The sequence below is a fragment of the Streptomyces sp. NPDC057307 genome, from assembly GCF_042667665.1.
Classification (GTDB): domain Bacteria; phylum Actinomycetota; class Actinomycetes; order Streptomycetales; family Streptomycetaceae; genus Streptomyces.
In genome coordinates this window covers 1-22,806 of sequence record NZ_JBHUZM010000126.1, presented here as the reverse complement: position 1 = coordinate 22,806, position 22,806 = coordinate 1, and the positions used below count along the sequence as shown (strand labels likewise).

At 70.7% G+C, this 22,806-nt stretch carries 18 protein-coding genes; 11 read left to right on the top strand and 7 right to left on the bottom strand.

What is annotated here, in order from left to right; genetic code table 11:
• Positions 1 to 507: 507 nt before the first annotated feature.
• The 6 genes from ACFUN8_RS30110 (at position 508) to ACFUN8_RS30085 (ending at position 6,605) form a co-directional block, all read left to right on the top strand.
• A complete protein-coding gene (locus ACFUN8_RS30110; RefSeq protein ID WP_382568166.1) occupies positions 508 to 1,269 on the top strand; it encodes a DeoR/GlpR family DNA-binding transcription regulator in 762 nt (253 codons plus the stop codon).
• A 144-nt stretch (positions 1,270 to 1,413) separates the two neighbouring features.
• Positions 1,414 to 2,772 carry an ABC transporter substrate-binding protein gene (locus ACFUN8_RS30105; RefSeq protein ID WP_383644382.1) on the top strand — a complete coding sequence of 453 codons (1,359 nt, stop codon included), beginning with the start codon at positions 1,414 to 1,416 and terminating at the stop codon, positions 2,770 to 2,772.
• Positions 2,769 to 3,752 carry a carbohydrate ABC transporter permease gene (locus ACFUN8_RS30100; RefSeq protein WP_383644379.1) on the top strand — a complete coding sequence of 328 codons (984 nt, stop codon included), beginning with the start codon at positions 2,769 to 2,771 and terminating at the stop codon, positions 3,750 to 3,752. The genes ACFUN8_RS30105 and ACFUN8_RS30100 overlap by 4 nt, the downstream gene beginning before the upstream one ends.
• A complete protein-coding gene (locus ACFUN8_RS30095) occupies positions 3,749 to 4,666 on the top strand; it encodes a carbohydrate ABC transporter permease (protein ID WP_383644377.1) in 918 nt (305 codons plus the stop codon). Before ACFUN8_RS30100 ends, ACFUN8_RS30095 begins: the two co-directional genes overlap by 4 nt.
• A complete protein-coding gene (locus ACFUN8_RS30090) occupies positions 4,663 to 5,652 on the top strand; it encodes a zinc-dependent alcohol dehydrogenase family protein (protein ID WP_383644374.1) in 990 nt (329 codons plus the stop codon). The genes ACFUN8_RS30095 and ACFUN8_RS30090 overlap by 4 nt, the downstream gene beginning before the upstream one ends.
• On the top strand, positions 5,649 to 6,605 hold the full coding sequence (locus tag ACFUN8_RS30085) for a PfkB family carbohydrate kinase (protein ID WP_383644371.1): 957 nt from the start codon (positions 5,649 to 5,651) through the stop codon (positions 6,603 to 6,605). The genes ACFUN8_RS30090 and ACFUN8_RS30085 overlap by 4 nt, the downstream gene beginning before the upstream one ends.
• A gap of 73 nt (positions 6,606 to 6,678) precedes the next feature.
• Here the strand turns inward: ACFUN8_RS30085 and ACFUN8_RS30080 are convergent, their stop codons facing one another.
• The 4 genes from ACFUN8_RS30080 to ACFUN8_RS30065 all read right to left on the bottom strand — a co-directional run bounded on the left by ACFUN8_RS30080 (position 6,679) and on the right by ACFUN8_RS30065 (position 11,302).
• Complete coding sequence (locus ACFUN8_RS30080) at positions 6,679 to 8,034, bottom strand: GH1 family beta-glucosidase (RefSeq protein WP_383644368.1); 1,356 nt, start codon at positions 8,032 to 8,034, stop codon at positions 6,679 to 6,681.
• Positions 8,035 to 8,096: 62 nt separating this feature from the next.
• On the bottom strand, positions 8,097 to 8,975 hold the full coding sequence (locus tag ACFUN8_RS30075) for a carbohydrate ABC transporter permease (RefSeq protein ID WP_383644365.1): 879 nt from the start codon (positions 8,973 to 8,975) through the stop codon (positions 8,097 to 8,099).
• Positions 8,965 to 9,975, bottom strand: a complete 1,011-nt coding sequence (locus ACFUN8_RS30070) for a carbohydrate ABC transporter permease (RefSeq protein WP_383644362.1) — start codon at positions 9,973 to 9,975, stop codon at positions 8,965 to 8,967. Before ACFUN8_RS30070 ends, ACFUN8_RS30075 begins: the two co-directional genes overlap by 11 nt.
• A gap of 10 nt (positions 9,976 to 9,985) precedes the next feature.
• Positions 9,986 to 11,302 carry an ABC transporter substrate-binding protein gene (locus ACFUN8_RS30065; protein ID WP_383644359.1) on the bottom strand — a complete coding sequence of 439 codons (1,317 nt, stop codon included), beginning with the start codon at positions 11,300 to 11,302 and terminating at the stop codon, positions 9,986 to 9,988.
• A gap of 139 nt (positions 11,303 to 11,441) precedes the next feature.
• Between ACFUN8_RS30065 and ACFUN8_RS30060 the strand changes: the two genes are divergently transcribed.
• Positions 11,442 to 12,761: an ROK family transcriptional regulator gene (locus ACFUN8_RS30060; protein WP_383644355.1), complete on the top strand. Its 1,320-nt coding sequence runs from the start codon at positions 11,442 to 11,444 to the stop codon at positions 12,759 to 12,761.
• Positions 12,762 to 12,946: 185 nt separating this feature from the next.
• On the opposite strand, the gene ACFUN8_RS30055 is transcribed toward ACFUN8_RS30060, so the two are convergent.
• Both ACFUN8_RS30055 and ACFUN8_RS30050 read right to left on the bottom strand, forming a co-directional pair.
• On the bottom strand, positions 12,947 to 14,146 hold the full coding sequence (locus ACFUN8_RS30055; protein ID WP_383644352.1) for a LacI family DNA-binding transcriptional regulator: 1,200 nt from the start codon (positions 14,144 to 14,146) through the stop codon (positions 12,947 to 12,949).
• Positions 14,147 to 14,162: 16 nt separating this feature from the next.
• The gene (locus ACFUN8_RS30050; RefSeq protein WP_383644349.1) at positions 14,163 to 16,706 is read right to left on the bottom strand and encodes a glycoside hydrolase family 3 C-terminal domain-containing protein; all 2,544 of its coding nucleotides are present in this window, start codon (positions 16,704 to 16,706) and stop codon (positions 14,163 to 14,165) included.
• Between the two features lie 233 nt (positions 16,707 to 16,939).
• Between ACFUN8_RS30050 and ACFUN8_RS30045 the strand changes: the two genes are divergently transcribed.
• Positions 16,940 to 18,193, top strand: coding sequence for a peptidoglycan DD-metalloendopeptidase family protein (locus ACFUN8_RS30045; protein ID WP_383644346.1), 1,254 nt, complete (start codon positions 16,940 to 16,942; stop codon positions 18,191 to 18,193).
• Here ACFUN8_RS30045 and ACFUN8_RS30040 read toward each other — a convergent pair.
• Positions 18,074 to 19,201 carry a DMT family transporter gene (locus ACFUN8_RS30040; RefSeq protein ID WP_383644343.1) on the bottom strand — a complete coding sequence of 376 codons (1,128 nt, stop codon included), beginning with the start codon at positions 19,199 to 19,201 and terminating at the stop codon, positions 18,074 to 18,076. The genes ACFUN8_RS30045 and ACFUN8_RS30040 overlap by 120 nt on opposite strands.
• Before the next feature lie 225 nt (positions 19,202 to 19,426).
• On the opposite strand from ACFUN8_RS30040, the gene ACFUN8_RS30035 reads away from it, so the two are divergent.
• The 3 genes from ACFUN8_RS30035 to glgC all read left to right on the top strand — a co-directional run bounded on the left by ACFUN8_RS30035 (position 19,427) and on the right by glgC (position 22,756).
• Entirely contained in the window at positions 19,427 to 20,218 is a 792-nt protein-coding gene (locus ACFUN8_RS30035) for a (2Fe-2S)-binding protein (RefSeq protein WP_383644340.1), read from the top strand.
• 55 nt (positions 20,219 to 20,273) lie between these two features.
• Positions 20,274 to 21,455: a glycogen synthase gene (gene glgA / locus ACFUN8_RS30030; RefSeq protein ID WP_383644337.1), complete on the top strand. Its 1,182-nt coding sequence runs from the start codon at positions 20,274 to 20,276 to the stop codon at positions 21,453 to 21,455.
• A gap of 83 nt (positions 21,456 to 21,538) precedes the next feature.
• Positions 21,539 to 22,756: a glucose-1-phosphate adenylyltransferase gene (gene glgC, locus ACFUN8_RS30025; protein WP_383644334.1), complete on the top strand. Its 1,218-nt coding sequence runs from the start codon at positions 21,539 to 21,541 to the stop codon at positions 22,754 to 22,756.
• The last annotated feature ends 50 nt before the right edge of the window (positions 22,757 to 22,806 follow it).

Here is a 22,806-nt window from a genome sequence, read left to right as displayed (position 1 = left end):
GGTCACGGCAGGTCCGTGACCCGCCGCGGGCTTTGGCGCGCCCGACCGCCTGTCCCTGCCGCGCGCCCGACCGTATCTCCCCTCCACGCGCCCGTCCGCGCCTGCTTCCTCCGTCACCCGCGCCCGTATGCCGCCCGTATGCCGCACGCGTTCCGGTCGCGTTCTGGTCGCGATTCGTACGTGGTCCGTACACGTTTCCGTGCCCGTTTCGCTGACCGTTTTGGGGGGCCGGACGGGACGCAGCTCACGTTTAGAAGGCCGATCCACGGAAGCCCGCCCACCGCTTCGGGCGCCGTTCGGTCATCGATCAGCGTCAATCGGTCACCGAACCGGGCGTCGAAGGGGGTTACCCCCCGTGCGACCAGCACGTACGCTGCTGAGCAAACGGGCATGAACGGGCACACTCAAAGCCGCGTAGAGCCTGGCAGAGCCGGGGCTCTTGCTTGTACAAACGACCCATGAGCCCGAACGGGTGCTGAGCCGCAGCAGAGCAGGGAAGTGTGAGCCGTGGACACGGACGAGCGCCGACGAGAGATCCTTGAGATAGCCCGACGTGACGGGTCGGTGGAAGTCACCGCTCTCGCCACGAAGTTGAGCGTCGCCAAGGAGACCGTCCGGCGTGATCTGCACGCCCTGGAGGAGCACGGTCTGGTACGGCGTACCCACGGCGGCGCCTACCCCGTCGAGAGCGCCGGCTACGAGACGACCCTCGCGGTGCGGACCACCCGCCTCGTGCCGCAGAAGTCACGCATCGCGGCAGCCGCCGCCGACCTCCTCGGCGACGCCGAGACGGTCTTCATCGACGAGGGCTTCACCCCCCAGCTCGTCGCCGAGGCCCTCCCCAGGGACCGGCCGTTGACCGTCGTCACCGCGTCACTGGCGATCGCCACCGGACTCGCCGACGCCGACAAGATCGCCGTACTGCTGCTCGGCGGCCGGGTGCGCGGCGGCACCCTCGCCACCGTCGACCACTGGGCGACCCGGATGCTCTCCGACTTCGTCATCGACCTGGCGTACGTCGGCGCGAACGGCATCTCACGCGAGTACGGGCTGACCACCCCCGACCCGGCCGTCAGCGAGGTGAAGGCCCAGGCCATGCGCAGCGCGCGCCGCAAGGTGTTCGCCGGAATCCACACCAAGTTCGGCGCCGTGAGTTTCTGCCGGTTCGCCGACGTCGGTGACTTCGAGACGATCGTCACCGACGTCGGACTCCCGTCGGCGGAGGCGCAACGCTATTCGCTGCTCGGCCCCCAGGTCATCCGCGTCTGACGCGACGAACCCGACTCCCGGAACCCCGGCCGCACCGGCCAGGGGGCGGGACCCGTACGGCCCCGAGACACCCCCGAGCACCTTTTCATCCCCCCACAACCACCCAGCCGACAGTTACCGCAAACGAACGATCAGGAGATTCTCATGCCCCTCCAGCAGCGACGACGTGGAATAGGCGTACGTGTGGGCGCGGGAGCGGCCTTGACCGCACTCCTCGCCGGGTGCAGCGGCGCGGGAGGCACCACCTCCGACAGCGGTGACACGATCAACGTACTGATGGTCAACAACCCGCAGATGGTCGAACTCCAGAAGCTGACCGCCGCGAACTTCACCAAGGACACCGGCATCAAGGTCAACTTCTCGGTGCTGCCCGAGAACGACGTACGCGACAAGATCAGCCAGGACTTCTCCAACCAGGCCGGCCAGTACGACGTCGCCACCATCAGCAACTTCGAGGTGCCGTTCTTCGCGAAGAACGGCTGGCTGCACGCGCTGGACGACTACGCGCAGAAGGACAAGGCGTTCGACCAGGGCGACATCCTCAAGCCGCTCCAGGAGTCCCTGACGGCCGAGGACGGCAAGCTCTACGGGCAGCCGTTCTACGGCGAGTCCTCCTTCCTGATGTACCGCAAGGACATCTTCGAGAAGGAGAGCCTGAAGATGCCCGACAACCCCACCTGGCAGGAGGTCGCCGACCTCGCCGCCAAGACCGACGGCGCCGAGAAGGGCATGAAGGGCATCTGTCTGCGCGGTCTGCCGGGCTGGGGCGAGGTCATCGCCCCGCTGACGACCGTCGTCAACACCATGGGCGGCACCTGGTTCACCGAGGACTGGAAGCCGCAGCTGACCTCGCCCGAGTTCAAGAAGGCCACCAAGTTCTACGTCGACCTGGTGCGCGAGCACGGCGAGGCGGGCGCCCCGCAGGCCGGTTACGCCGAGTGCCTGAACAACATGACGCAGGGCAAGACGTCCATGTGGTACGACGCCACGGCGGGCGCGGGCTCGCTGGAGGCCAAGGACTCCCCGGTCAAGGGCAAGATCGGCTACGTGCCGGCGCCCGTCGACAAGACGGACAGCTCCGGCTGGCTCTACACCTGGGCCTGGGGCATGCAGAAGGCGTCCAAGAACACCGACAGCGCCTGGAAGTTCATCTCCTGGGCGTCCAGCAAGGAGTACGAGGAGCTGGTCGGCAAGGAGATCGGCTGGGCCAACGTCCCGGCGGGCAAGCGCGCTTCGACCTACATGAACGCCGACTACCGCAAGGAGGCCGGAGCGTTCGCCGACGTCACGTCCGAGGCGATCTCCAGTGCCAACCCGCGTGACCCCGGCACCCAGCCCCGCCCGACCGTCGGCATCCAGTTCGTCGGCATCCCCGAGTTCACCGACCTCGGCACGAAGGTCTCCCAGGAGATCAGCGAGGCCATCGCCGGCCGCCAGTCGGTCGATGAGGCCCTCGAAGCCTCCCAGAAGCTGGCCGAGAAGGTAGCCGAGGAGTACCGGTGAGCACTTCTGTCAGCGACGCGCCGGCAGCCCCGTCGGACCCGTCCCCACCGGCCAAGTCCCGCCCCCCGGCGGCACCCCGGTCGGGGCGGGCCCGCGCCTGGGCCACCCGCGCCCCCCTTCTGCCGGCCCTCATCTTCCTGATCGCCGTCACCCAACTCCCCTTCGTGGCAACGCTGTTCATCTCGTTGTTCGACTGGAACTCGCTCAACCCGGACGCCCGGAGCCTCGTAGGACTCTCCAACTACGGCTCCGTGTTCACCGACGCGGACCTGCGTGACTCGGTCCTCACGACGATGCTGCTCACCGCCACCGTGGTGATCGCCAGCGTCGTGTTCGGACTGCTCCTCGCGCTGCTGCTCGACCGCAAGTTCATGGGCCGCGGCTTCGTCCGCACGCTGCTCATCACGCCGTTCCTGCTGGTGCCCGTCTCGGCCGCGCTGCTGTGGAAGCACGTGCTCTACAACCCCGAGTACGGCCTGCTGAACGGCGGTTGGGCCTGGTTCACCGGACTGTTCGGCGTGGAGAACGCGTCGCAGCCCGACTGGATCTCGGACATGCCGCTGCTCGCCGTCGAGGCGTCACTCGTCTGGCAGTGGACGCCGTTCATGATGCTCATCCTGCTGGCCGGGCTGCAGAGCAGGCCCATCGACATGATGGAGGCGGCGCGCCTCGACGGCGCCAACGCCTGGCAGATGTTCGCCTTCCTGACCCTGCCGCATCTGCGCCGCTACCTCGAACTCGGCGTCCTGCTCGGCTCGATCTACATCGTGCAGAACTTCGACGCCGTGTTCACCATCACCGCGGGCGGCCTCGGCACGGCCAACCTCCCCTACACCATCTACCAGACCTTCTACCAGGCTCACGAGTACGGACTGGCCTCCGCGGCAGGCGTGGTCGTCGTGATCGGCACCATCGTGATCGCGACCTTCGCCCTGCGCGTCGTCTCGTCCCTCTTCAGTGAGGAGGCGAAGCGCGCATGAGCACACTCTCCGCACCGAAGACCGACGGCGCCCCCGGCAAGGCCGCCAGGCCCGTACAGCACCAGGACAAGTACGGCCCCGCGGCCCGGCGCGCCAAGCGGCGCTCCACCGCGCTGGGCGTGCTGGCCTGGGTGGTCGGTGTCGTCTTCTGCTTCCCGGCGCTGTGGATGTTCCTCACGTCCCTGCACTCGGAGTCGGACGCGGCGACCAACCCGCCGTCCCTCACCGCGCCGCTCACCTTCGACAACTACAGCACCTTCTTCGGCACCGAGGGCGGGGCGAGCCCCTGGCCGCCGCTCATCAACTCGGTGACGGCGTCCCTGTTCTCGACCCTGTTCGTCCTCGTGCTGGCGCTGCCGGCGGCGTACGCGCTGTCCATCAAGCCCGTCCGCAAGTGGACGGACGTGATGTTCTTCTTCCTCTCCACGAAGATGCTGCCGGTCGTCGCCGGACTGCTGCCGGTGTATCTCTTCGCCAAGAACGTGGGGATGCTGGACAACATCTGGCTGCTCGTCATCCTCTACACCTCGATGAATCTGCCGATCGCGGTCTGGATGATGCAGTCCTTCCTCGCGGACGTGCCGGTCTCCATCATCGAGGCCGCACAGGTGGACGGCGCCCGGCTGCCCACCGTCCTGATGCGGGTCGTGGCGCCGGTCGCCGCGCCCGGCATCGCGGCAACCGCGCTGATCTGTTTCATCTTCAGCTGGAACGAACTGCTCTTCGCCCGGGTCCTGACCGGCGTGACAGCGCAGACAGCGCCCGTCTTCCTGACCGGATTCGTCACCAGCCAGGGCCTCTTCCTCGCCCAGCTGTGCGCCGCTTCCGTCGTCGTGTCTCTGCCGGTGCTCGCCGCCGGCTTCGCCGCCCAGGACAAGCTGGTCCAGGGCCTTTCTCTTGGAGCCGTCAAATGAGGGCAGCGATCGTCGAAGGTGTCGGCAAGGTGTCCGTCACCACGGTCCCCGACCCGACCCCGGGCCCGCGCGACGTCGTCGTGTCCGTCTCCGCCTGCGGTATCTGCGGCACCGATCTGCACATCCTGCAGGGCGAGTTCGCGCCGACGCTGCCGATCGTGCCGGGCCACGAGTTCGCCGGCGAGATCGTCGGCATCGGTTCCAAGGTCACCGAGCTGGCCGTGGGCGACAAGGTCGCCGTCGACCCGTCGCTGTACTGCCACGAGTGCCGCTACTGCCGGGCCGGTCGCGGCAACCTCTGCGACCGGTGGAACGCGATCGGGGTCAGTGTCCCCGGCGGCGCCGCCGAGTTCGCCGTGGCACCGGTGGCCAACTGCGTCAAGCTCCCCGACCATGTGGACGTACGGGACGCGGCGCTCATCGAGCCGCTGTCCTGCGCCGTACGCGGCTACGACGTGCTGAGCAGCACGCTCGGCGCCGATGTGCTGATCTACGGCTCCGGCACGATGGGCCTGATGATGCTGGAGCTGGCCAAGCGCACCGGCGCCGCCGGCGTCGACATCCTGGACATCAACCCCGAGCGCCTGGCCACGGCGTCGAAGCTCGGCTGTTCCCGGGCTGCCGCCTCGGCCGAGGAGTTCGAGCGGCCCGGCGGCTGGGACGTCGTCATCGACGCGACCGGCAACGCGGGCGCCATCCAGGACGGCCTCGGCCGGGTGGCCAAGGGCGGAACGTTCCTGCAGTTCGGCGTCTCCGACTACGCGACGACGGCGGTCATCGAGCCGTACAAGATCTACAACCAGGAGATCACCATCACCGGCTCGATGGCGGTGCTGCACAGCTACGAGCGGGCCGCCGCGCTGTTCGCCACCGGGGTCCTGGACCCCGCGGTGTTCATCAGCGACCGGCTGCCGCTGGAGCAGTACCCCCAGGCCATCGAGCGGTTCAAGGCGGGCCAGGGCCGCAAGATCGTGGTGGAGCCGTGACCGACGCTCCCGGCGCGGCACCGGACCCCGCACCGGGGCCCGGCGCCGTCCTGGTGCTGGGTGAGGCGCTGATCGACCTGGTGCCCACGGCCGACGACGCGGAGGCGCACCTGGCCCAGCCCGGCGGCGCCCCCGCGAACGTGGCCACCGGACTGGCCCGGCTGTCCACGCCGAGCTGGTTCGCCGGCGCCCTCGGGAACGACGGGTTCGCCCGGTCGATCGAGCGGCGGCTGGTCTCGGCGGGAGTCGAGCTCGGCCTCTGCGCCCGACCGGACCTCCCCACGGCGCTGGCCGTCGCGGACCCGGGTCCCGAGGGCACCGGCTACCACTTCCACCTCCAGTCCACGGCGACCTTCCAACTGCCCCGGCGCATGGACGTCGAGCGCTTCGCCGCCGTGTACGTGGGCGGCCTCGCCGCCGTCGTCGAACCCGCGGCCTCGGCCGTGGCGGCGGCGGCGCGCGCGGCGGCGGCCGGGAACCCGCTGCTGGTCGTGGACCCGAACGTGCGCGAGGACCGCACGCTCGACGCGGAGAGCGGCCTGCGCCGGCTGCGCGAACTGTGCGAGCTGGGCCAGGTCGTCAAGGCCAGCGACGAGGACCTGGCGCGGCTGTGGCCGGACTCGACGCCGGACGAGACGTGCCGCAGGCTCGCCGCCGGCGGCCGGCTGGTCGTCCTGACCAGGGGATCGCGGGGGAGTACGGCCTACTCGGCGGGCTCCGCCGACCCGGTGTCCGTGCCCGCCGAACCGGTCGAGGTGGTCAACACCATCGGCGCCGGTGACGCCTTCACGGCGGCCGTGATCACCTGGCTGGTCTCGCGGGGCGTCCACACCGGCCAGGTACCGGAGTTCACCCCCGCGCCGCTCCGGGACATGCTGGGCTTCGCCTCACGGGTGGCGGCCTCCGTGGTCGCCCAGGCGGGCACCGAGCCGTCACTCCCGGCCCCTGTCTGACACACCGTCAGTTGACCTGAACACCTGTCCCCGGCAGCGGCGTCGACCGCTGCCGGGGACACGTGCGTCCGGTTCAGGCCGCCTTGTGGTTCCGGGCCGCCAACTGCCGGATGATCTCGGCGTACCGGTGGCCGCTCGACTTGATCGTCCGCCGCTGCGACGCGTAGTCGACATGGACGAGGCCGAACCGCTTGTCGTAGCCGTAGGCCCATTCGAAGTTGTCCAGCAGCGACCACGCGAAGTACCCCGCCAGCGGCACCCCCTTGCGTACGGCACGCGCGCACGCCTCCAGATGCTCCTCCAGATAGCGGGTGCGCTCCGGGTCGTCGACCGTGCCGTCGTCCCGCAGGACGTCAGGGTAGGCCGACCCGTTCTCGGTGACGTAGAGGCGCTGCGCGCCGTACTCCCTGGTGAGCCGGAGCAGCAGCTCCTCCAGGCCGTCCGCGTGCACCTCCCAGTCCATGCCCGTGTGGCGTACGCCGGGCAGATAGACCTGCTTGGCGTACGGCGCGGGCCCGGCCGGGTCGTCGGCGACGACCTGGCGGAAGTAGTAGTTCAGCCCCAGCCAGTCCAGCGGCGCGGCGATGGTCTCCAGATCGCCGGGGCGCTCCGGCAGCTCCACCCCGTACAGGTCGAGCATGTCCTGCGGGTAGCCGCGCCCGTGGATCGGGTCGAGCCACCAGCGGTTGATGTGGCCGTCGGCCCGTACGGCCGCCGCCCGGTCCGCCTCGCGGTCGGTGGCCGCCTCGATCGGGCTGAGGTTGTTGACGATGCCGATCCGGGCGTCGGAGGAGGCCGCGCGGATGGCCTGGACGGCGAGTCCATGACCGAGGTGCAGATGGTACGAGGCGTGCACGGCGGCCTTGAGGTCGGTGAGCCCCGGCGCCATCCGGCCCTCCAGATGGCCGATCCACGCGGAGCACAGTGGCTCGTTGAGGGTCGCCCAGTCCTTCACCCGGTCGCCCAGGCGCTCGGCGACGACGGAGGCGTACGCCGCGAAGTGCTCGGCCGTCTCGCGGGCCGGCCAGCCGCCGCGGTCCTGGAGCGTCTGCGGGAGGTCCCAGTGGTAGAGCGTGGCGAACGGGGTGATGCCCGCCTCCAGCAGACTGTCCACCAGCCGGTCGTAGAAGCCGATCCCGGCCTCGTTGACCGGCCCGTCGCCGCCGGGCACGACACGCGGCCAGGCCAGCGAGAAGCGGTACGAGCCGGCCCCGAGGCGCTTCATCAGGGCGATGTCCTCGGGCACCCGGTGGTAGTGGTCGCAGGCGATGTCCCCGGTGTCACCGTTGTCGACCTTGCCGGGGGTGTGGGAGAAGGTGTCCCAGATCGAGGGTGAGCGGCCGTCCTCGGCGACGGCGCCCTCGATCTGGTAGGCGGCGGTGGCGACGCCCCAGACGAAATCGTGGGGGAGGGCGTTGAGGTCGTTCACTGACTGCCTTTCTACAGGGGGCACTTGGGGAACGGGCTGACGGCGAATCACTTGACGGTGCGTCACTTCACCGCTCCCGCCGTCAGACCGGCCACGAGATAGCGCTGAAGGAGCAGGAATCCGGCGACGACGGGCACGCTGACGACGAGCGAGGCCGCCATGATCTGGTTCCAGTACACGTCGTTCTGGGTGGCGTACCCCTGGAGCCCGACGGCGAGCGTGCGCGTCTCGTCGTTCGTCATCACGGACGCGAAGAGGACTTCTCCCCAGGCCGTCATGAAGGCGTAGACGGACACGGCCACGATGCCGGGGATCGCGGCCGGCACGACCACCCGGAACAGGGCGCCGAACGGGCCGCAGCCGTCCACCATCGCCGCCTCGTCCAGATCCCTCGGGATGGAGTCGAAGTACCCGATCAGCATCCAGATGGAGAAGGGCAGCGAGAAGGTCAGATAGGTGAGGATGAGCCCGCCCCGGGACCCGTACAGGGCGACGCCCGTGCTGTTGCCGATGTTGACGAAGATCAGGAACAGCGGGAGCAGGAAGAGGATGCCGGGGAACATCTGGGTGGAGAGCACCGTGACGGTGAAGACCCGCTTGCCCTTGAACCGGTAGCGGCTCACGGCGTACGCGGAGAACACCGCGATCGTCACCGACAGCACCGTCGCGGCGCCCGCCACCATCAGCGAGTTCATGAAGTAGTGCGCGAGCGGGACGGTGTCCCAGATGTCGAAGTAGGGGCGGATGGTGATCTCGGACGGGATCCACTGGAACTTGCCCGTCACGTCCTCCAGCGGCTTCAGCGAGCTGCTGACCATCACATAGACGGGCAGCAGGGCGAAGGCGGTGAGGAACGCCAGGATGATCCGGCGGGTCCAGAGGAAGGACGCCGGGGGAGCGAGTGGAGATCTGACCTTGCCGGCCAGGGCCTTATGCGGCACCGGAACCCTTCCTTCCGCGTGAGGTGACCACCAGGTAGACCGCCGTCACCAGCAGCAGGAAGAGCAGCAGCAGGACGGACATCGCGGAGCCCGTACCGAAGTTCCAGGTGACGAACGACGACTGGTAGATGTGGATCGAGATCAGGTCGGCCGCCTCGGGCGCCGAGTCGCCGAACAGGACGTACGGCGTGTTGAAGTCGTTGAACGTCCACAGGAACAGCACCAGCACCAGCACCTGGTTGACCGGACGCAGCGACGGCAGGGTGATCTTGCGGATCTGCTGCCAGATGCCCGCGCCGTCGATGGACGCCGCCTCGTACAGCTCACGCGGGATGTTCTGGAGCCCCGCCATCAGCATGAGGAAGGCGAACGGCCAGGACTTCCAGACGGCCACGACGACGAGCGCGATGAAGCTGTTGTCGCCGATCAGCCAGAAGGACGGCTCGTCGGTGAGGCCGAGCTGGTCGTGCAGGACGTGGTTGATGATGCCGTTGTCGCGCTGGAACATGAACGCCCAGGTGATGACGGCGGCGTACACCGGCAGCGCGTACGGCGTGAGGAAGATGGCCCGCAGCAGACCCCGGCCGCGGAAGTTCTCCTGGAGCATGATCGCCGCGGCCATGCCGAACAGCCAGGACAGGCCGACCGTGATGACCGTGAAGACACAGGTGACGTAGAACGAGTGGAGCAGCGCCTCGCCGAGCGGGGCGTCGAAGTCGACGGCGATCTTGTAGTTGTCGAACGCCCGCCACGGCGCCTTGTCCCAGTTGTTGATGTAGAACTGCGTCAGTTCGCGGAAGCTCATGACGATCCCGATCACCATCGGGACGATGTGCACGAGCAGTTCGAGCAGAACGGCGGGAAGCAGCAGCAGGTACGGCAGCCCGCCCTGGCGGATCCGGTCGGGGATGCGCGGCAGACGTCGCCGCCGCGCACCCCCGTCGCCCCGGTCCGCACCGCTGCCCGACTTGGCGACGGGGGGAGTCACGGTGGACGTCATGGGCGGTGCCTCACTGCTGCATCTGCTGCTGGGCCTTGTCCAGCCGCTTCTTGACGGACTCGGTCGTCACGGGGGTCCCTGAGGCGGCGTCCGCCCACAGGTCCTTCACGGCGGTGCCGACGGCGGTCTCGAACTGCGACTCCTCGGGCACCTGGGGGAGCGGCGCCGCGCTGTTGGCGAGCGTGTCGCGCAGGACCTTCAGGTCGGGCGCGGCGAACGCCGGGTCGGCCTGGGCCGCGGCGACGGGCGGGATGGAGCCGTAGGTCTTGTTGAGGAGCGTCTGCTCGGCGTCGCTCGTCATGAACTTGACGAACTTCTTGGCGCCGTCGACGTTCTTGGTGTTCTTGAAGACGGCGATGTTGATGCCGGCGACCATGGAGTTGACCTGCTTGTCGGCGCCGGGCGCGCCGGACGGCACGGGCACCGGCGCCGCGCCCCAGTCCTCGGGCTTCATGCCCTGGGAGGCGAACGTCGAGGCGGCGGCCTGCCACAGCACCATCGCCGTCTTGCCCTTGGCGAAGTCGGTCAGCGACTGGTTCTGGGCGTACTCCGCGTTGCCCGGAGCGATGATCTTGTCCTTGGCCATGAAGTCGACGTACTGCTTCACGGCGGCCACGTTGGCGTCGGTGGTGAAGGTCGGCTTGCCGGACTTGTCGAAGAAGTCGTCGCCGTGCTGCTGGCCGAGCGCGAAGACCTGGTGGATGTTGTTCGACAGGTTGCCGCCCTCGGCGCCCAGCGCCCACTTGCCGTCCTTGGACAGCTTCTTGCCGTCGGCGACCAGCTCGTCCCAGGTGGCGGGCGGTCCGTCGATACCGGCGTCCGCGAACATCTGCTTGTTGTAGTAGAGCGCGTACGCGAGCGAGTACAGCGGTACGGCCGCCGGAGGCTGGCCCTCCGCGCCGGCCGAGGCGACCGCGGAGTCGACGAAGCGGTCCCGGCCGCCTATCGCCTCGAAGTTCTTGTCGTCCCACGGCAGCAGCGCGCCGGTCGCCTGGAGCGAGGACGACCAGGTGTTGCCGATGTTCAGTACGTCCGGGCCCTGCCCGGACGTGGTGGCGGCCAGGATCCGGGTGAGCAGGTCGGACCACGGCACGACTTCGAGCTTGACCTTGATCCCCGTCTCCTTCTCGAACTTCTTCAGCTCGGGAGTGAGGATCTTCTTGTCGGCCTCGATGTTGGGGCCCTGGTTGGACGCCCAGTAGGTGAGCGTCTTCGGTGAGTCGTTGCTGCCGCCCTCGTCGGAGGACGTACCGCCACCGCATCCGGTGACGGTGGCGGCGAGGGCGGTGGCGATGGTGACGACTGCTGCGGCTCTGATTCTGCGCATGGGTGGCCCCTTTCCGGGGTGGCTGTGTTCGAGAGTCGAACGCTGCCTCACGGCTTAATTTATGTCGTGATTTAAGAGGTGAGAGAAGGTCGCGTCAAGGTCTGGGACCGGGGTATGTTGCCTGCTGGGAAGGAGCACCATGGCCGAACGGGACAGAAGAACAGTGCGTGACCTGCGCAGGGGCAACCGGGCGAGGGTGTTGCAACGGTTGTATTTCGACGGCCCGCTGAGCCGTCAGGAGCTCGGGCCGGCCACCGGCCTGAGTTCAGGTTCCATCAGCAACGTCGTCACCGAACTCGCCGCCGAACGCCTCCTGGAGGAGGCCGGAGTGGTCGATTCCGACGGCGGCAGGCCGCGCACGCTGCTGCGCGTCGCCCCCGGCGGCGCGCTCCTCATCGGCATCGACATCGGGGAGACCCGCGTCCGCGTCGAACTTTTCGACCTGTCCCTGACCGAACTCGCCCGTACCGAAAGGCTGCTGGCCCAGCACGGCCACGACGTCGAACGCATCGTCGCCCACGTCCGCACCGGCGTCGCCCACGTCCTGCGGGACGCCGGGGCCGACCCGCGCGAACTCCTCGGCATCGGCATCGGCGTCCCCGGCATCATCGAGCGCCACGGCCCGGAGGGCGCGGTCGTCCACGGGCAGACCATGGGCTGGGCCGCCGTGCCCTTCGAGAAACTGCTGCGCGCCGCCGTCGACGTACCCGCCCAGGTCCCGCTCTTCATCGACAACGGCGCCAAGACACTGGGCCAGGCCGAGATGTGGTTCGGCGGCGGCCGGGGTGTCGGCACGGCGGCCATCGCCCTCATCGGCTCCGGAGTCGGCGCCAGCGTGATTCACGGTGGCGAAGGCGGCACGCTCGACGAGAACCACCGGGGCAGCGCCCTCGAATGGGGCCACACCACGGTGCAACTGCGCGGCCGCCGCTGCCGCTGCGGCTCCATCGGCTGTCTGGAGGCATACGCGGGCGCCGAGGCGATGCGCGAACGCTGGCAGGAGGCGGGAGGGCCGCTGCCCGCCGACGCGGACGACGAGACGGCCCTCGCCGCCCTGCTGGCCGCCGCCTTCCCGCCGCCCGGCGGACCCGCGCCCGACCCCGTCGCCGTCGCGCTGCTCGACGAGACGGCGGAGTGCCTCGGCGCGGCCGTCGCCGACCTGATCAACCTGTTCCTGCCCGAACGAGTGCTGCTCGGCGGCTGGGCCGGACTCCAGATCGGCCCGCACCTGCTGCCGGACATCCGCCGCTACGCCCGCGAGTACGCGCTGAAGCACACCGCGGCGCGGGCGACCGTCGAGATGGGCCGCCTGGGCCCGGACGCGGTGACGGTCGGCGCGGCGACGCTGCCGCTGTCGGACTTCCTGGCCCGCGGCGGAACCCGGCCCCTGCCACCGGCCCCGTCCGCCGGCAGGGACCAGGCCCCGCCACGGTGGGCGCCGACGCCGACGCCGACGTAGGCGGGTGGGCGGGCGGTTGTCCTCAATCGCCGGACGGGCTGGATTGGGACGGGCGTGCCTTTCAAGGCCGTTCGCAGCACCCAAGCCCGTCCGGCGACTGAGGACAGAGGCCGGTCCGCAGGGCCTGTGTTCTACGGGGCCGGGTGGGCCAATTCAGCCTGTCCGGCGATTGAGGACCGCACCGCTCACGCCGAAGCCCGCCGCACCAGCGTGGGTTCGAAGATCACCGACGTCACCGGGCGGTCCGGTCGCGCCAGGCGGTCCAGCAGCAGGCGCGCCATCTCCGCCGCCATGTCCTCCACCGGCTGCCGCACCGTCGTCAGCGGCGGGCGGCAGGACGCGGCCGCGCGGCTGTCGTCGAAGCCGATCACCGCGACGTCGTCCGGCACCCGCCGCCCACGCTCGCGCAGCACCTGGCACGCGCCCACGGCCATCAGGTCGTTCGCCGCGAACACCCCGTCCAGATCCGGGTGTTCGGCGAGCAGCCGCTCCATGGCCGCCGCACCGCTCTCCTCGGTGAACTCGCCCCCGGCGACGGGAACGTACGGATGCCCGTGCCGGGCCATCGTGTCCCGGAAGCCCGCCAGCCGGTCCTGTCCCGCCGGTACGTCGAGCGGCCCCGCGATCGTGCCGATCCGGCGGCAGCCCCGGGCGAGCAGCCGCTCGGCGGCCAGCCGGGCGCCGTCCTGGTGGGCGAGGTCGACGTAACTGATGCGTACGGGACGGGCGGGGCGCGCGTACAGCACGGCGGGGAGACCGGCGTCCGTGATCAGCGCGGGCAGCGGGTCCTCGGCGTGGGTCGAGACGACCAGGGCGCCGTCGGCGCTGCCCTGACGGAGGTACGACACCACCTCGTCCCGCGCCAGGGAGGTCTCGGCGAACATCAGCACCGGGTGAATCCCGCGCGGGCGCAGGAAGTTGACGACACCCGTCACGACCCGGCCGAAGAACGGGTCGGCGAAGACCTCGGTCATGAAGGACCCGACACCGCCGTCGAATCCGGCGCCCTGTCGGCCACCGTTACGGCTCCCGCCCGCCGAATCGGCTGCGGAGGTTGCGGAGGCGGCGGAGGCGGCGGAGGCGGCGGAGGTTGCGGACGAGGTGGACGCGGCCGGCCCCGCCGTCGCCGCGACCGGCGGCGGATCGTCCCCCGCGCCCGACACCACCAGGGCGATCGAGTCGGCCTTGCGGGTGACCAGCGAGCGGGCGGCGCGGTTCGGCGTGTACCCGGTGACCGCCACCGCGTCCCGCACGGCCGCCTGGATCACCGGGTCGACGTTGCGCACGCCGTTGATGACACGGGAGACGGTGGCGCGCGAGACTCCGGCCGCCTTGGCGACGTCCTCCAGCGTGGGCGAGCCGGCCGCTCGTGAATCCTCCGTCATGAGCGCATTTATAGCATCAGCGGAGAGCGCTCTCCATCGACGGACCCGTCGTGAGCGGCCCCGTCGCCGGCACCGTGAGTGTCGTGCGCAGCGGCAGCTCTCCCGCCGAGGAACCCGCCAGGAGCGTGAACTCGCCCGGCTCCGTCTCCCAGCGCCGGCGGACCGTCGACCAGTGCGCCAGCGCCCGCGCCGCGAGCCGTACCGTCGCCACGGCCTCCTCGCCCGGTCCGGCCTCCACCGCCGCGTAACCCGCGAGCGCCCGCACCGGCCGGTCGACCGCCGTGTCCGTGCGGGCGACATAGACCTGGACGACCTCACGGCCCCCGCGCGGGCCGGTGTTGCGCAGCCGTACGCGTACCTCCACGCCCCCGGCGGACCCGCCCGCCACGGTGGCGGGCGCCGCCTCCATCCCCTCGTACGCCCACGTCGTGTAGCCGAGCCCGTGTCCGAACCAGTACGCGGGCTCCCGACCGGCACGCAGCCACGCGCGGTGACCGATGTGGATGCCCTCGTCATACGGAAGACGTCCGTCGCGCGGCCGTGTGTCGAGCACGGGGACGTCCTCCTGGGCCAGCGCCCAGGTCGTCGGCAGCCGCCCGCCGGGCTCGGCGCGGCCGAACAGCACGTCGGCCAGGCCGTGTCCGGCCTCCTGGCCCGGGAACCAGGCGAGCAGCAGCGCGGGTACGTCGCGGTGCCAGGGCAGCGCGACCGGGCCGCCCGAGTTCACCAGCACCACCGTGCGCGGATTGGCGCGGGCCACCGCCCGTACGAGCGCGTCCTGTCCGTCGGGCAGCGCCAGCGACTCGCGGTCGCGGCCCTCGGACTCGCTCTCCTCGGTCGTGCCCACCACGACGACGGCGACGTCGGCGGCCCGCGCGGCGGCCACGGCGGTGGCGAGGGCCGTCACCGCGTCGCCCGGGGGAGGGGCGGCGGCCAGCAGCGTCGCGATCCCCGTTCCGGGGTCCAGCCGCCGCCGCGCGACCACCTCCACCTCCACGCCCTCGGTCAACTCGGCCTCCGCGCACCGGTAGGGCGGCGAGACATGGACGCGCGTCGGGTCGTCGCTGTCGAGCGGGAACTCGTCGGACAGCAGCGTCCGGCCGTCCACGGACAGGGAGATGAGCCCCCAGCCGCCCACCCCCAGCGTCCAACTGCCGCTCTCCGTGGGCCGGACGAGGGCGCGGATCTCCACGGTGACGGCGCCCGCGATACGGGCCGGTTCCACGATGCGGCCCGACAGCCGGTGTTCGGCGTGCAGTTCGGCGCCCCCGGCGTCCAACAGCCGTACGAGGACGCCCGGTTCGCCGTCACGAGGATCGCGCGTCCAGGCCGGGTCGAGCGGGCGTGGCCGGGTGTACGGCGGCAGGCCGGGCGTGTACGTCACCTCGGCCGGCCGGTCCGAGCCTCCCACGGCTTCGTCCAGCGCCGCCTCGATCCCCGCCAACGGCGTCACCACGGCGGAGGGGAACACCTCGGCGCTCCCGCCCCCCTGGATCCGGACGGCCGTGGCGTGCGGGCCGATGACCGCGACGCGGCGCGACCGTGCCGGATCCAGCGGCAGTACGTCTCCTTCGTTGCGCAGCAGCACCGTGCCGGCGGCGACGGCCCGCCGCAGCAACGCCCGTTGCCCGGTGGGCGGGTCCGCGTGGATCGGCGGGACGGGCCCCAGCGCGCCGACCCGCCGGGCGAGCCGCAGCAGGCGCCGTACCTTGTCGTCGATCCGCGCCTCGTCGATCAGGCCCGCCGCCACCGCGTCGAGCAGCCCGGCCGCCCACGGGCTCTCCGGGCCCGGCATGGCGAGGTCCTGGCCCGAGCGCGCGCTGCCGAGCAGCGAGCGGACGGCGCCCCAGTCGGAGACGACTAGCCCGTCGAAGCCCCAACCGTCCTGCGGCGGCCCGTTTCCCTTCAGTGGCCGGTCTCCCTTCAGCGGCCACTCCAGCAGCGGACTCGCCGACATCGTGATGCCGTTGACCTTGTTGTACGCGGACATCACCGCCCAGACACCGGCGTCCACCGCCGCCTCGAACGGGGCCAGATACAGCTCGCGCAGCGTCCGTTCGGCCACGCCCACGTCGACGCGCAGCCGGTCGGTCTCCGCGTCGTTGGCCACGAAGTGCTTGGCCGTGGCCGCCACTCCGCCCTCCTGCACACCCGTCACGAAGGCGACGCCCGTGCGCGCGGTCAGCAGCGGATCCTCGGAGAAACACTCGAAGTGCCGCCCGCCCAGCGGCGACCGGTGCAGATTCAGGGTGGGGGCGAGCAGCACCTGGACGCCCTTGCGACGCGCCTCGGCGGCGAGCAGCCCGCCCAGCTCGCGGACCAACTCCTCGTCCCAGGAGGCCGCGAGGGCGGTCGGCGACGGCAGGACGAGAGAGGTCTGCCGCTCGTCCCAGGCGTCGCCGCGCACCCCGGCCGGTCCGTCGGACATCGTGAGAGGACGCAACCCGACGGCCGGCTCGTCGTACGTACGCCAGTTGCTGGCACCCGTCAGCAGACGGACCTTCTGCCCGATGTCGAGCTTCTCCAGCAGCCGCTCGGTCTCGGTCTCGTCCTCGGCCATACTGCCCCCTTCAATCCTGTTGGAGAGCGCTCTCCCGTCGACTCGCCCCAGACTCGCCGGACCGTGTGGGGCCTGTCAATGCCGGCCCGTGGGCTGCGACGACGCACGGCGGGCGCACGTGTGCCGCGCGGGCTCCGGAAGTGAGCCCTTGTCATTGCACATGCGACTGCCCTAAGTTGACCGATTGCGACGTGTCCCAGACGTCCTTACCTGCCAGTGGGGGAGCCGAGATCATGGCCGCAACCGGTCGCCACCGCAGATACCAGCCCAGCCGCATCAACCGCGCCTCGCTCACCGTCACGGCGGGCGGCGCGGGCATCGCCCTGCCACTCATCGGGGCGGGCACGGTGAGTGCGGCCCCCGTGGAGACATGGGAGAAGGTCGCCGCCTGCGAGTCCACGAACAACTGGCAGATCAACACTGACAACGGCTATTACGGCGGGCTGCAGTTCAGCCAGTCCACGTGGGAGGCGTTCGGCGGCGGGCAGTACGCGGCACGCGCCGATCTCGCCACCAAGGACCAGCAGATCGCCGTCGCCGAGAAGGTCCTCAAGGGCCAGGGCCCCCAGGCGTGGCCGAACTGCTCCGTGAAGGCCGGCCTCACGCGCGGCGGCGACGCCCCCGACGTGGCACCGGCCAAGGCCCGCGACACGGCGAAGAGCGCCCCTCGGAGCGATCCGAAGAAGGCCGCCTCGCCCACGTCCGTGCCGACCGAGCGCGAGGGCTACACCGTGGCGGGAGGCGACTCGCTCTCCGGGATCGCCGCCTCCGAGGAGATACGGGGTGGCTGGCAGCGGCTGTACGAGGAGAACCGCAGGGTCATCGGCAGCGACCCCGATCTGATCTTCCCCGGACAGAAGCTCGTCCTGCATGTCTCGGCCCCCGCGAAGGACAAGGCGAAGGACAAGCCCGCCGCTGAGGCGCCCGCCCCTCCCAAGAAGGAGGAGGCGAAGAAGCCCGCCGCGAAGGCGCAGCCGTCCAAGCAGGCCGAGAAGCCCAAGCCGAAGCCGCAGGCGGAGAAGCCGAAGGAACAGCCCAAGCAGCAGGTCTCGAAGCCGAAGACGGCCGAGAAGCCGAAGCAGTCGTCCAACTTCAGCGCCCCGGTCAGCGCGGGCACCGGCACCCCGTACCGCAAGGCCGGATCCTGGGCCAGCGGCTACCACACCGGCGTCGACTTCCCCGTCCCCACCGGCACGTCGGTGAAGGCCGTGGCGGGCGGCACGGTCGTGTCGGCGGGCTGGGAGGGCAGCTACGGCTACCAGGTCGTCATCCGGCACTCGGACGGCAAGTACAGCCAGTACGCGCACCTGTCCGCGCTCACTGTGCGTGACGGTCAGAAGGTGAACGCGGGCCAGCGCATCGCGCGGTCAGGATCGACCGGAAACAGCACGGGACCGCACCTCCACTTCGAGATGCGGACGGGCCCCGGCTACGGCTCCGACATCGACCCCATCTCCTACCTCAGGGCGGGCGGAGTCCGCATCTGACCGGACGGTCCGCCGCAGGATGTGCCGCCGGTGCTCCGTCCTGTGCGACCTGCACGGCGGCAGGTGCCAGGTCGGGCGCGCCGAGGAGGCGTGCCGGTGTGCGGCCGTGGAACCGCCCGGCCCATGGCCGGGGGCCGGGGGAGCCGCCTCGTCGGTGGACTCCTCGACGGCACCGGCCGTCTGCGCGGCGAGCCGCTCCGTCGTGAGGAGGACCAGTCCGCCCGCCGTCACCACACCGAAGCCGAGGGCCAGCAGGCCGCCCGTCAGGCCGTACCGGAAGCCCTCACCGAAGAGGGTGAGGCCGACCGCGGCGGCGACGACCGGATTCACGACCGTGACCGTCGCCAGCGGCGCGGCGAGCCCCGCGCCTCGGTAGGAGGCCTGCGAGAGCAGCAGACCGGACGCGGCCAGGATCGCGATGACCAGCAGGCTCGGCACCTGACCGCTGAACGTGCCGTCGGTCCAGTCGACGGCGACGGTCTTGGTGAACACCGAGGCGATACCGAAGGCGACACCGGCCGACGCGGCGAGCAGCACACTGCGCACGGCCGGACGGTGCACGGCCTGCGCGATCAGGAACAGCAGGGCCACCACGCCCACGGTGGCGCCGGCCACCACCATGCGTTCGCCCGAGCCCAGCGAGTGGGAACCGGTCGAGCCGGTCAGCGCGAGCAGTCCGGCCAGTCCGAGCGTCGCCAGGAGCGCGCCGCGCCAGGCGGCGGCGCCCGCCTTGCGGCGGACGAAGACGGCCGCCATCGGCAGCGCGAAGACGATCGTGAGGGCACCGAGAGGCTGTACGAGGCTGAGCGGTCCGTACGCGAGCGCGACGACGTGCAGCAGCGCGCCGACCCCGTTCAACGCCACAGCGGCCCACCACACGCCGTGGTGCAGGGGCGCGTAGGGCCGGGCGGGCGTATCTGCCGCGACGCGCTCCTGAAGGATCGCCCCGGCCGCATAGGCGACCGCGGAGACCAGTGACAGCAGCACGGACAGCGCGAGTGCACTCATATATCCACGATCTCTCGCCAGGTGCGATTAGTCGTCGTCCTGAAGACGGCATTACGACGTACTGCTGTAGTAGTACATCCGGCGGGCCCGAGTCATTCCCCTGGCGGTAGCCCCCGTCCCCGGGTGGAGGCCCCGGGTGCACACCGAGCCCCGGTCCGGGCACGTACCGCGACCATCGGACGTTACGGAAAGTGACGTTAGGAGCCGATCGGAGAGGGAGGGCGGATGGATCTCGCGGAGGTCGGATCCGTGGGCGGTTTCTTCGCCCTGCGCACGGAGGCGGTCGCGGGGCACGTGGACCCGGGGGCGCACGGCGGCGCATACGACTCGTACGTCCCGTTCGCGGAGATCTACGCGGGCGACATCGCGCCCCTGTCGGCGCGCGTCGACACCGTCGCCGGGAAGCTCGGCGCGCCCGAGCGCCGGGTCGCCGTCTCCGTCGCACAGCTGGGGCTCGCCGCCCGGCTCTGGTCGGTCGCACTGGGCTCGGCCGCGCTGCACGGCGAGGTGCCGGACCTGGACCCCGCGCGGCTGTACTGGGACCACCGCCGCACCTCGCCCGACGATCTCCTCCTGCCCGAACCACGCGCCTTCCCGGCCTCCGGCGGCACAACGGCCTCCGGCGGCAGAACGGCCTCCGGTGGCACAACGGCGACCGCCCTCGCCGACGCGGTCCGCGAGGTGGTCCAGTACCGCCACCTCGTCCCCCTGGCGACCGCCCTGCGCGCCGACGGCTCCGTCTCGCCACGCCTGTTGTGGGGCAACGCCGGCTCCGCCCTCGCCGGGGCCGTACGCGAACTGCGCGGCTGGAGCCGCCGCGTCGGCCGGCCCGAGGCGGGCGAGCGGGCCGACGCCATCGGCGCGGCCCTCTTCACCCACCCCGACCTGCGCACCACCGGCGTATCAAGGGACGGATCCTTCCGCCGCCGTAGCTGCTGCCTCTACTACCGTTGCCCGTCGGGCGGCCTCTGCGGGGACTGCGTATTCGACCGGCCACCGCCACGCCCTTCCGCATGAGAGGTTTCCGGGTGACCATGACATTGGTGAGATCGTCGGGCGACGGGGGTATGGCGTGAAGGTCGGGCTGCTGACCCGGGAGTACCCGCCGGACGTGTACGGAGGCGCGGGCGTCCATGTGGAGTTCCTGGCCCGCGAGCTGCGTGAGCTGACCGACCTCCGGGTGCACTGCTGGGGCGAGGACGGCGGCAGCGCCGAGGAGCGCGCCCTGGGCGTCGTACGGCACCGGGCCGCCGCCGGACTCGAAGGCGCCAACGACGCGCTGCGCACCTTCTCCGTCGATCTCGCGATGGCCGCCGCCGTCGAAGGCAGCGACCTGGTGCACTCGCACACCTGGTACGCCGCGCTCGCCGGCCATGTCTCCAAGATGCTCTATGGCATTCCGCACGTGATGACCGCCCACTCGCTGGAGCCCCTGCGCCCCTGGAAGGCCGAGCAACTCGGCGGCGGGTACGCGCTGTCCGGCTGGGCCGAGCGCTCCGCGATAGAGACCGCCGACGCCGTCGTCGCCGTCTCGCGCGGCATGCGCGCCGACATCCTGAACTGCTACCCCTCGCTCGACCCGGACCGCGTGCGGGTCATCTACAACGGCATCGACACCCGCCTCTACCACCCGGACCGCGGCACGGACGTCCTGGAGCGGATCGGCATCGACCCGGACCGCCCCTTCGTGCTGTTCGTCGGCCGTATCACCCGGCAGAAGGGCGTCCCGCACCTGCTGCGCGCGGCCCGTGCCCTCGACCCCGAGGCGCAGCTGGTGCTCTGCGCGGGCGCGCCCGACACACCGGAGATCGGCGCCGAGTTCCGCGAGCTGGTGGACGAGCTGAGCGGCAGCCGCGACGGGGTGTTCTGGATCCCCGAGATGCTGCCGCGCCCCGAGGTGGTCCAACTGCTCACCCACGCGGCCGTGTTCGTCTGCCCCTCCGTGTACGAGCCGCTGGGCATCGTGAATCTGGAGGCGATGGCCTGCGGCACCGCGGTCGTCGCCTCGGCGGTCGGCGGTATTCCGGAGGTCGTGGACGACGGGAGTACGGGCCTGCTGGTGCCGTACGACGAACGGCACCCGGAGGACTTCGAGACGGCCCTCACCGAGACGCTCAACCGGGTCCTGGACGACCCGGAGTCGGCGGCGGCGATGGGCGCGGCGGGCCGGGACAGGGCGGTGCGCGAGTTCGGCTGGGACCGGGTGGCGCGGCGTACGTACGAGGTGTACGAGGAGCTGCTCAAGTCCCGTTAGCCGGGTAGATGGATCCGGACGATCCGTACCGGGTAGGTGGATGCGGACGGCCGGTATAGAGGGTCGCGAACAAAGGAGCGGCGATGCGCGGTGGACCTTCGGTGCTCGGGATCGTGCTGGCGGGCGGGGAAGGCAAGCGGCTGATGCCGCTGACTGCCGACCGCGCCAAACCGGCGGTGACCTTCGGCGGTACGTACCGCCTGGTCGACTTCGTCCTGTCGAATCTCGTCAACGGCGACATCATGCGCAACTGCGTGCTGACGCAGTACAAGTCGCATTCGCTGGACCGCCATGTGAGTACCACCTGGCGGATGTCCAGTCTGCTGGGCAACTACGTCACGCCGGTGCCCGCCCAGCAGCGGCTCGGACCGCGCTGGTATCTGGGCAGCGCGGACGCGATCCTGCAGTCCCTCAATCTCGTCCACGACGAACAGCCGGACTACATCGCGGTGTTCGGCGCCGATCACGTCTACCGCATGGACCCCCGGCAGATGCTGCAACGGCACATCGAGAGCGGCGCCGGGGTCACGGTCGCCGGTATCAGGGTGCCGCGCGCCGAGGCGTCGTCGTTCGGGGTCATCACGCCGGGCCCGGACGGCACCCGGGTCGACCGGTTCCTGGAGAAGCCGGCCGACGCGCCGGGGCTGCCGGGCGACCCCGAGCATGTCTTCGCCTCGATGGGCAACTACCTCTTCACCACCAAGATCCTGGTGGACGCGCTGCACCGGGACGCCGAGGACGAGGCTTCCGTCCATGACATGGGCGGCTCGATCCTGCCGATGCTCACCGAGCAGGGCATGGCGCAGGTCTACGACTTCGACGACAACCACGTGCCGGGCGAGACCCCGCGCGAGCACGGCTACTGGCGGGACGTGGGCACGCTCGACTCCTACTACGACGCGCACATGGACCTGATCTCGCACCAGCCGGAGTTCAACCTCGACAACAGACGCTGGCCGATCTACACCCACGCCGGCCAGCTCCCGCCCGCGCGGTTCGTGGCGGGCGGTATCGCGAGCGAGTCGATCGTGGGGCCCGGCTGCGTCATCCGGGGCCAGGTGACCCGCTCCGTGCTGTCTCCCGGCGTGGTGATCGAGGAGGGCGCCGTGGTGCAGGGCTCGGTGCTGCACGACAACGTACGGGTGGGCCGGGGCGCGGTCGTACGCGGCTCGATCCTCGACAAGAACGTGGACGTCCCGCCCGGCGCCACGATCGGCGTCAATCCGGGGCGGGACGAGGAGCTGTACACCGTCTCGAAGAACGGGGTCATCGCGCTCGGGAAGGGCCAGATCGTCGTCTAGGGACCGCCCCGTACACGTTCCCGGGCGCCGGACACGCCGCACAAGCGGCT

Bases quoted from the DNA above. Each gene is read 5' to 3' on its own strand.
- ACFUN8_RS30105 (WP_383644382.1), top strand. From the start codon at position 1,414: ATGCCCCTCCAGCAGCGACGACGTGGAATAGGCGTACGTGTGGGCGCG.
- ACFUN8_RS30095 (WP_383644377.1), top strand. From the start codon at position 3,749: ATGAGCACACTCTCCGCACCGAAGACCGACGGCGCCCCCGGCAAGGCC.
- ACFUN8_RS30090 (WP_383644374.1), top strand. From the start codon at position 4,663: ATGAGGGCAGCGATCGTCGAAGGTGTCGGCAAGGTGTCCGTCACCACG.
- ACFUN8_RS30070 (WP_383644362.1), bottom strand. From the start codon at position 9,975: ATGACGTCCACCGTGACTCCCCCCGTCGCCAAGTCGGGCAGCGGTGCG.
- ACFUN8_RS30065 (WP_383644359.1), bottom strand. From the start codon at position 11,302: ATGCGCAGAATCAGAGCCGCAGCAGTCGTCACCATCGCCACCGCCCTC.
- ACFUN8_RS30060 (WP_383644355.1), top strand. From the start codon at position 11,442: ATGGCCGAACGGGACAGAAGAACAGTGCGTGACCTGCGCAGGGGCAAC.
- ACFUN8_RS30055 (WP_383644352.1), bottom strand. From the start codon at position 14,146: ATGACGGAGGATTCACGAGCGGCCGGCTCGCCCACGCTGGAGGACGTC.
- ACFUN8_RS30050 (WP_383644349.1), bottom strand. From the start codon at position 16,706: ATGGCCGAGGACGAGACCGAGACCGAGCGGCTGCTGGAGAAGCTCGAC.
- ACFUN8_RS30045 (WP_383644346.1), top strand. From the start codon at position 16,940: ATGGCCGCAACCGGTCGCCACCGCAGATACCAGCCCAGCCGCATCAAC.
- ACFUN8_RS30040 (WP_383644343.1), bottom strand. From the start codon at position 19,201: ATGAGTGCACTCGCGCTGTCCGTGCTGCTGTCACTGGTCTCCGCGGTC.
- ACFUN8_RS30035 (WP_383644340.1), top strand. From the start codon at position 19,427: ATGGATCTCGCGGAGGTCGGATCCGTGGGCGGTTTCTTCGCCCTGCGC.
- glgC (WP_383644334.1), top strand. From the start codon at position 21,539: ATGCGCGGTGGACCTTCGGTGCTCGGGATCGTGCTGGCGGGCGGGGAA.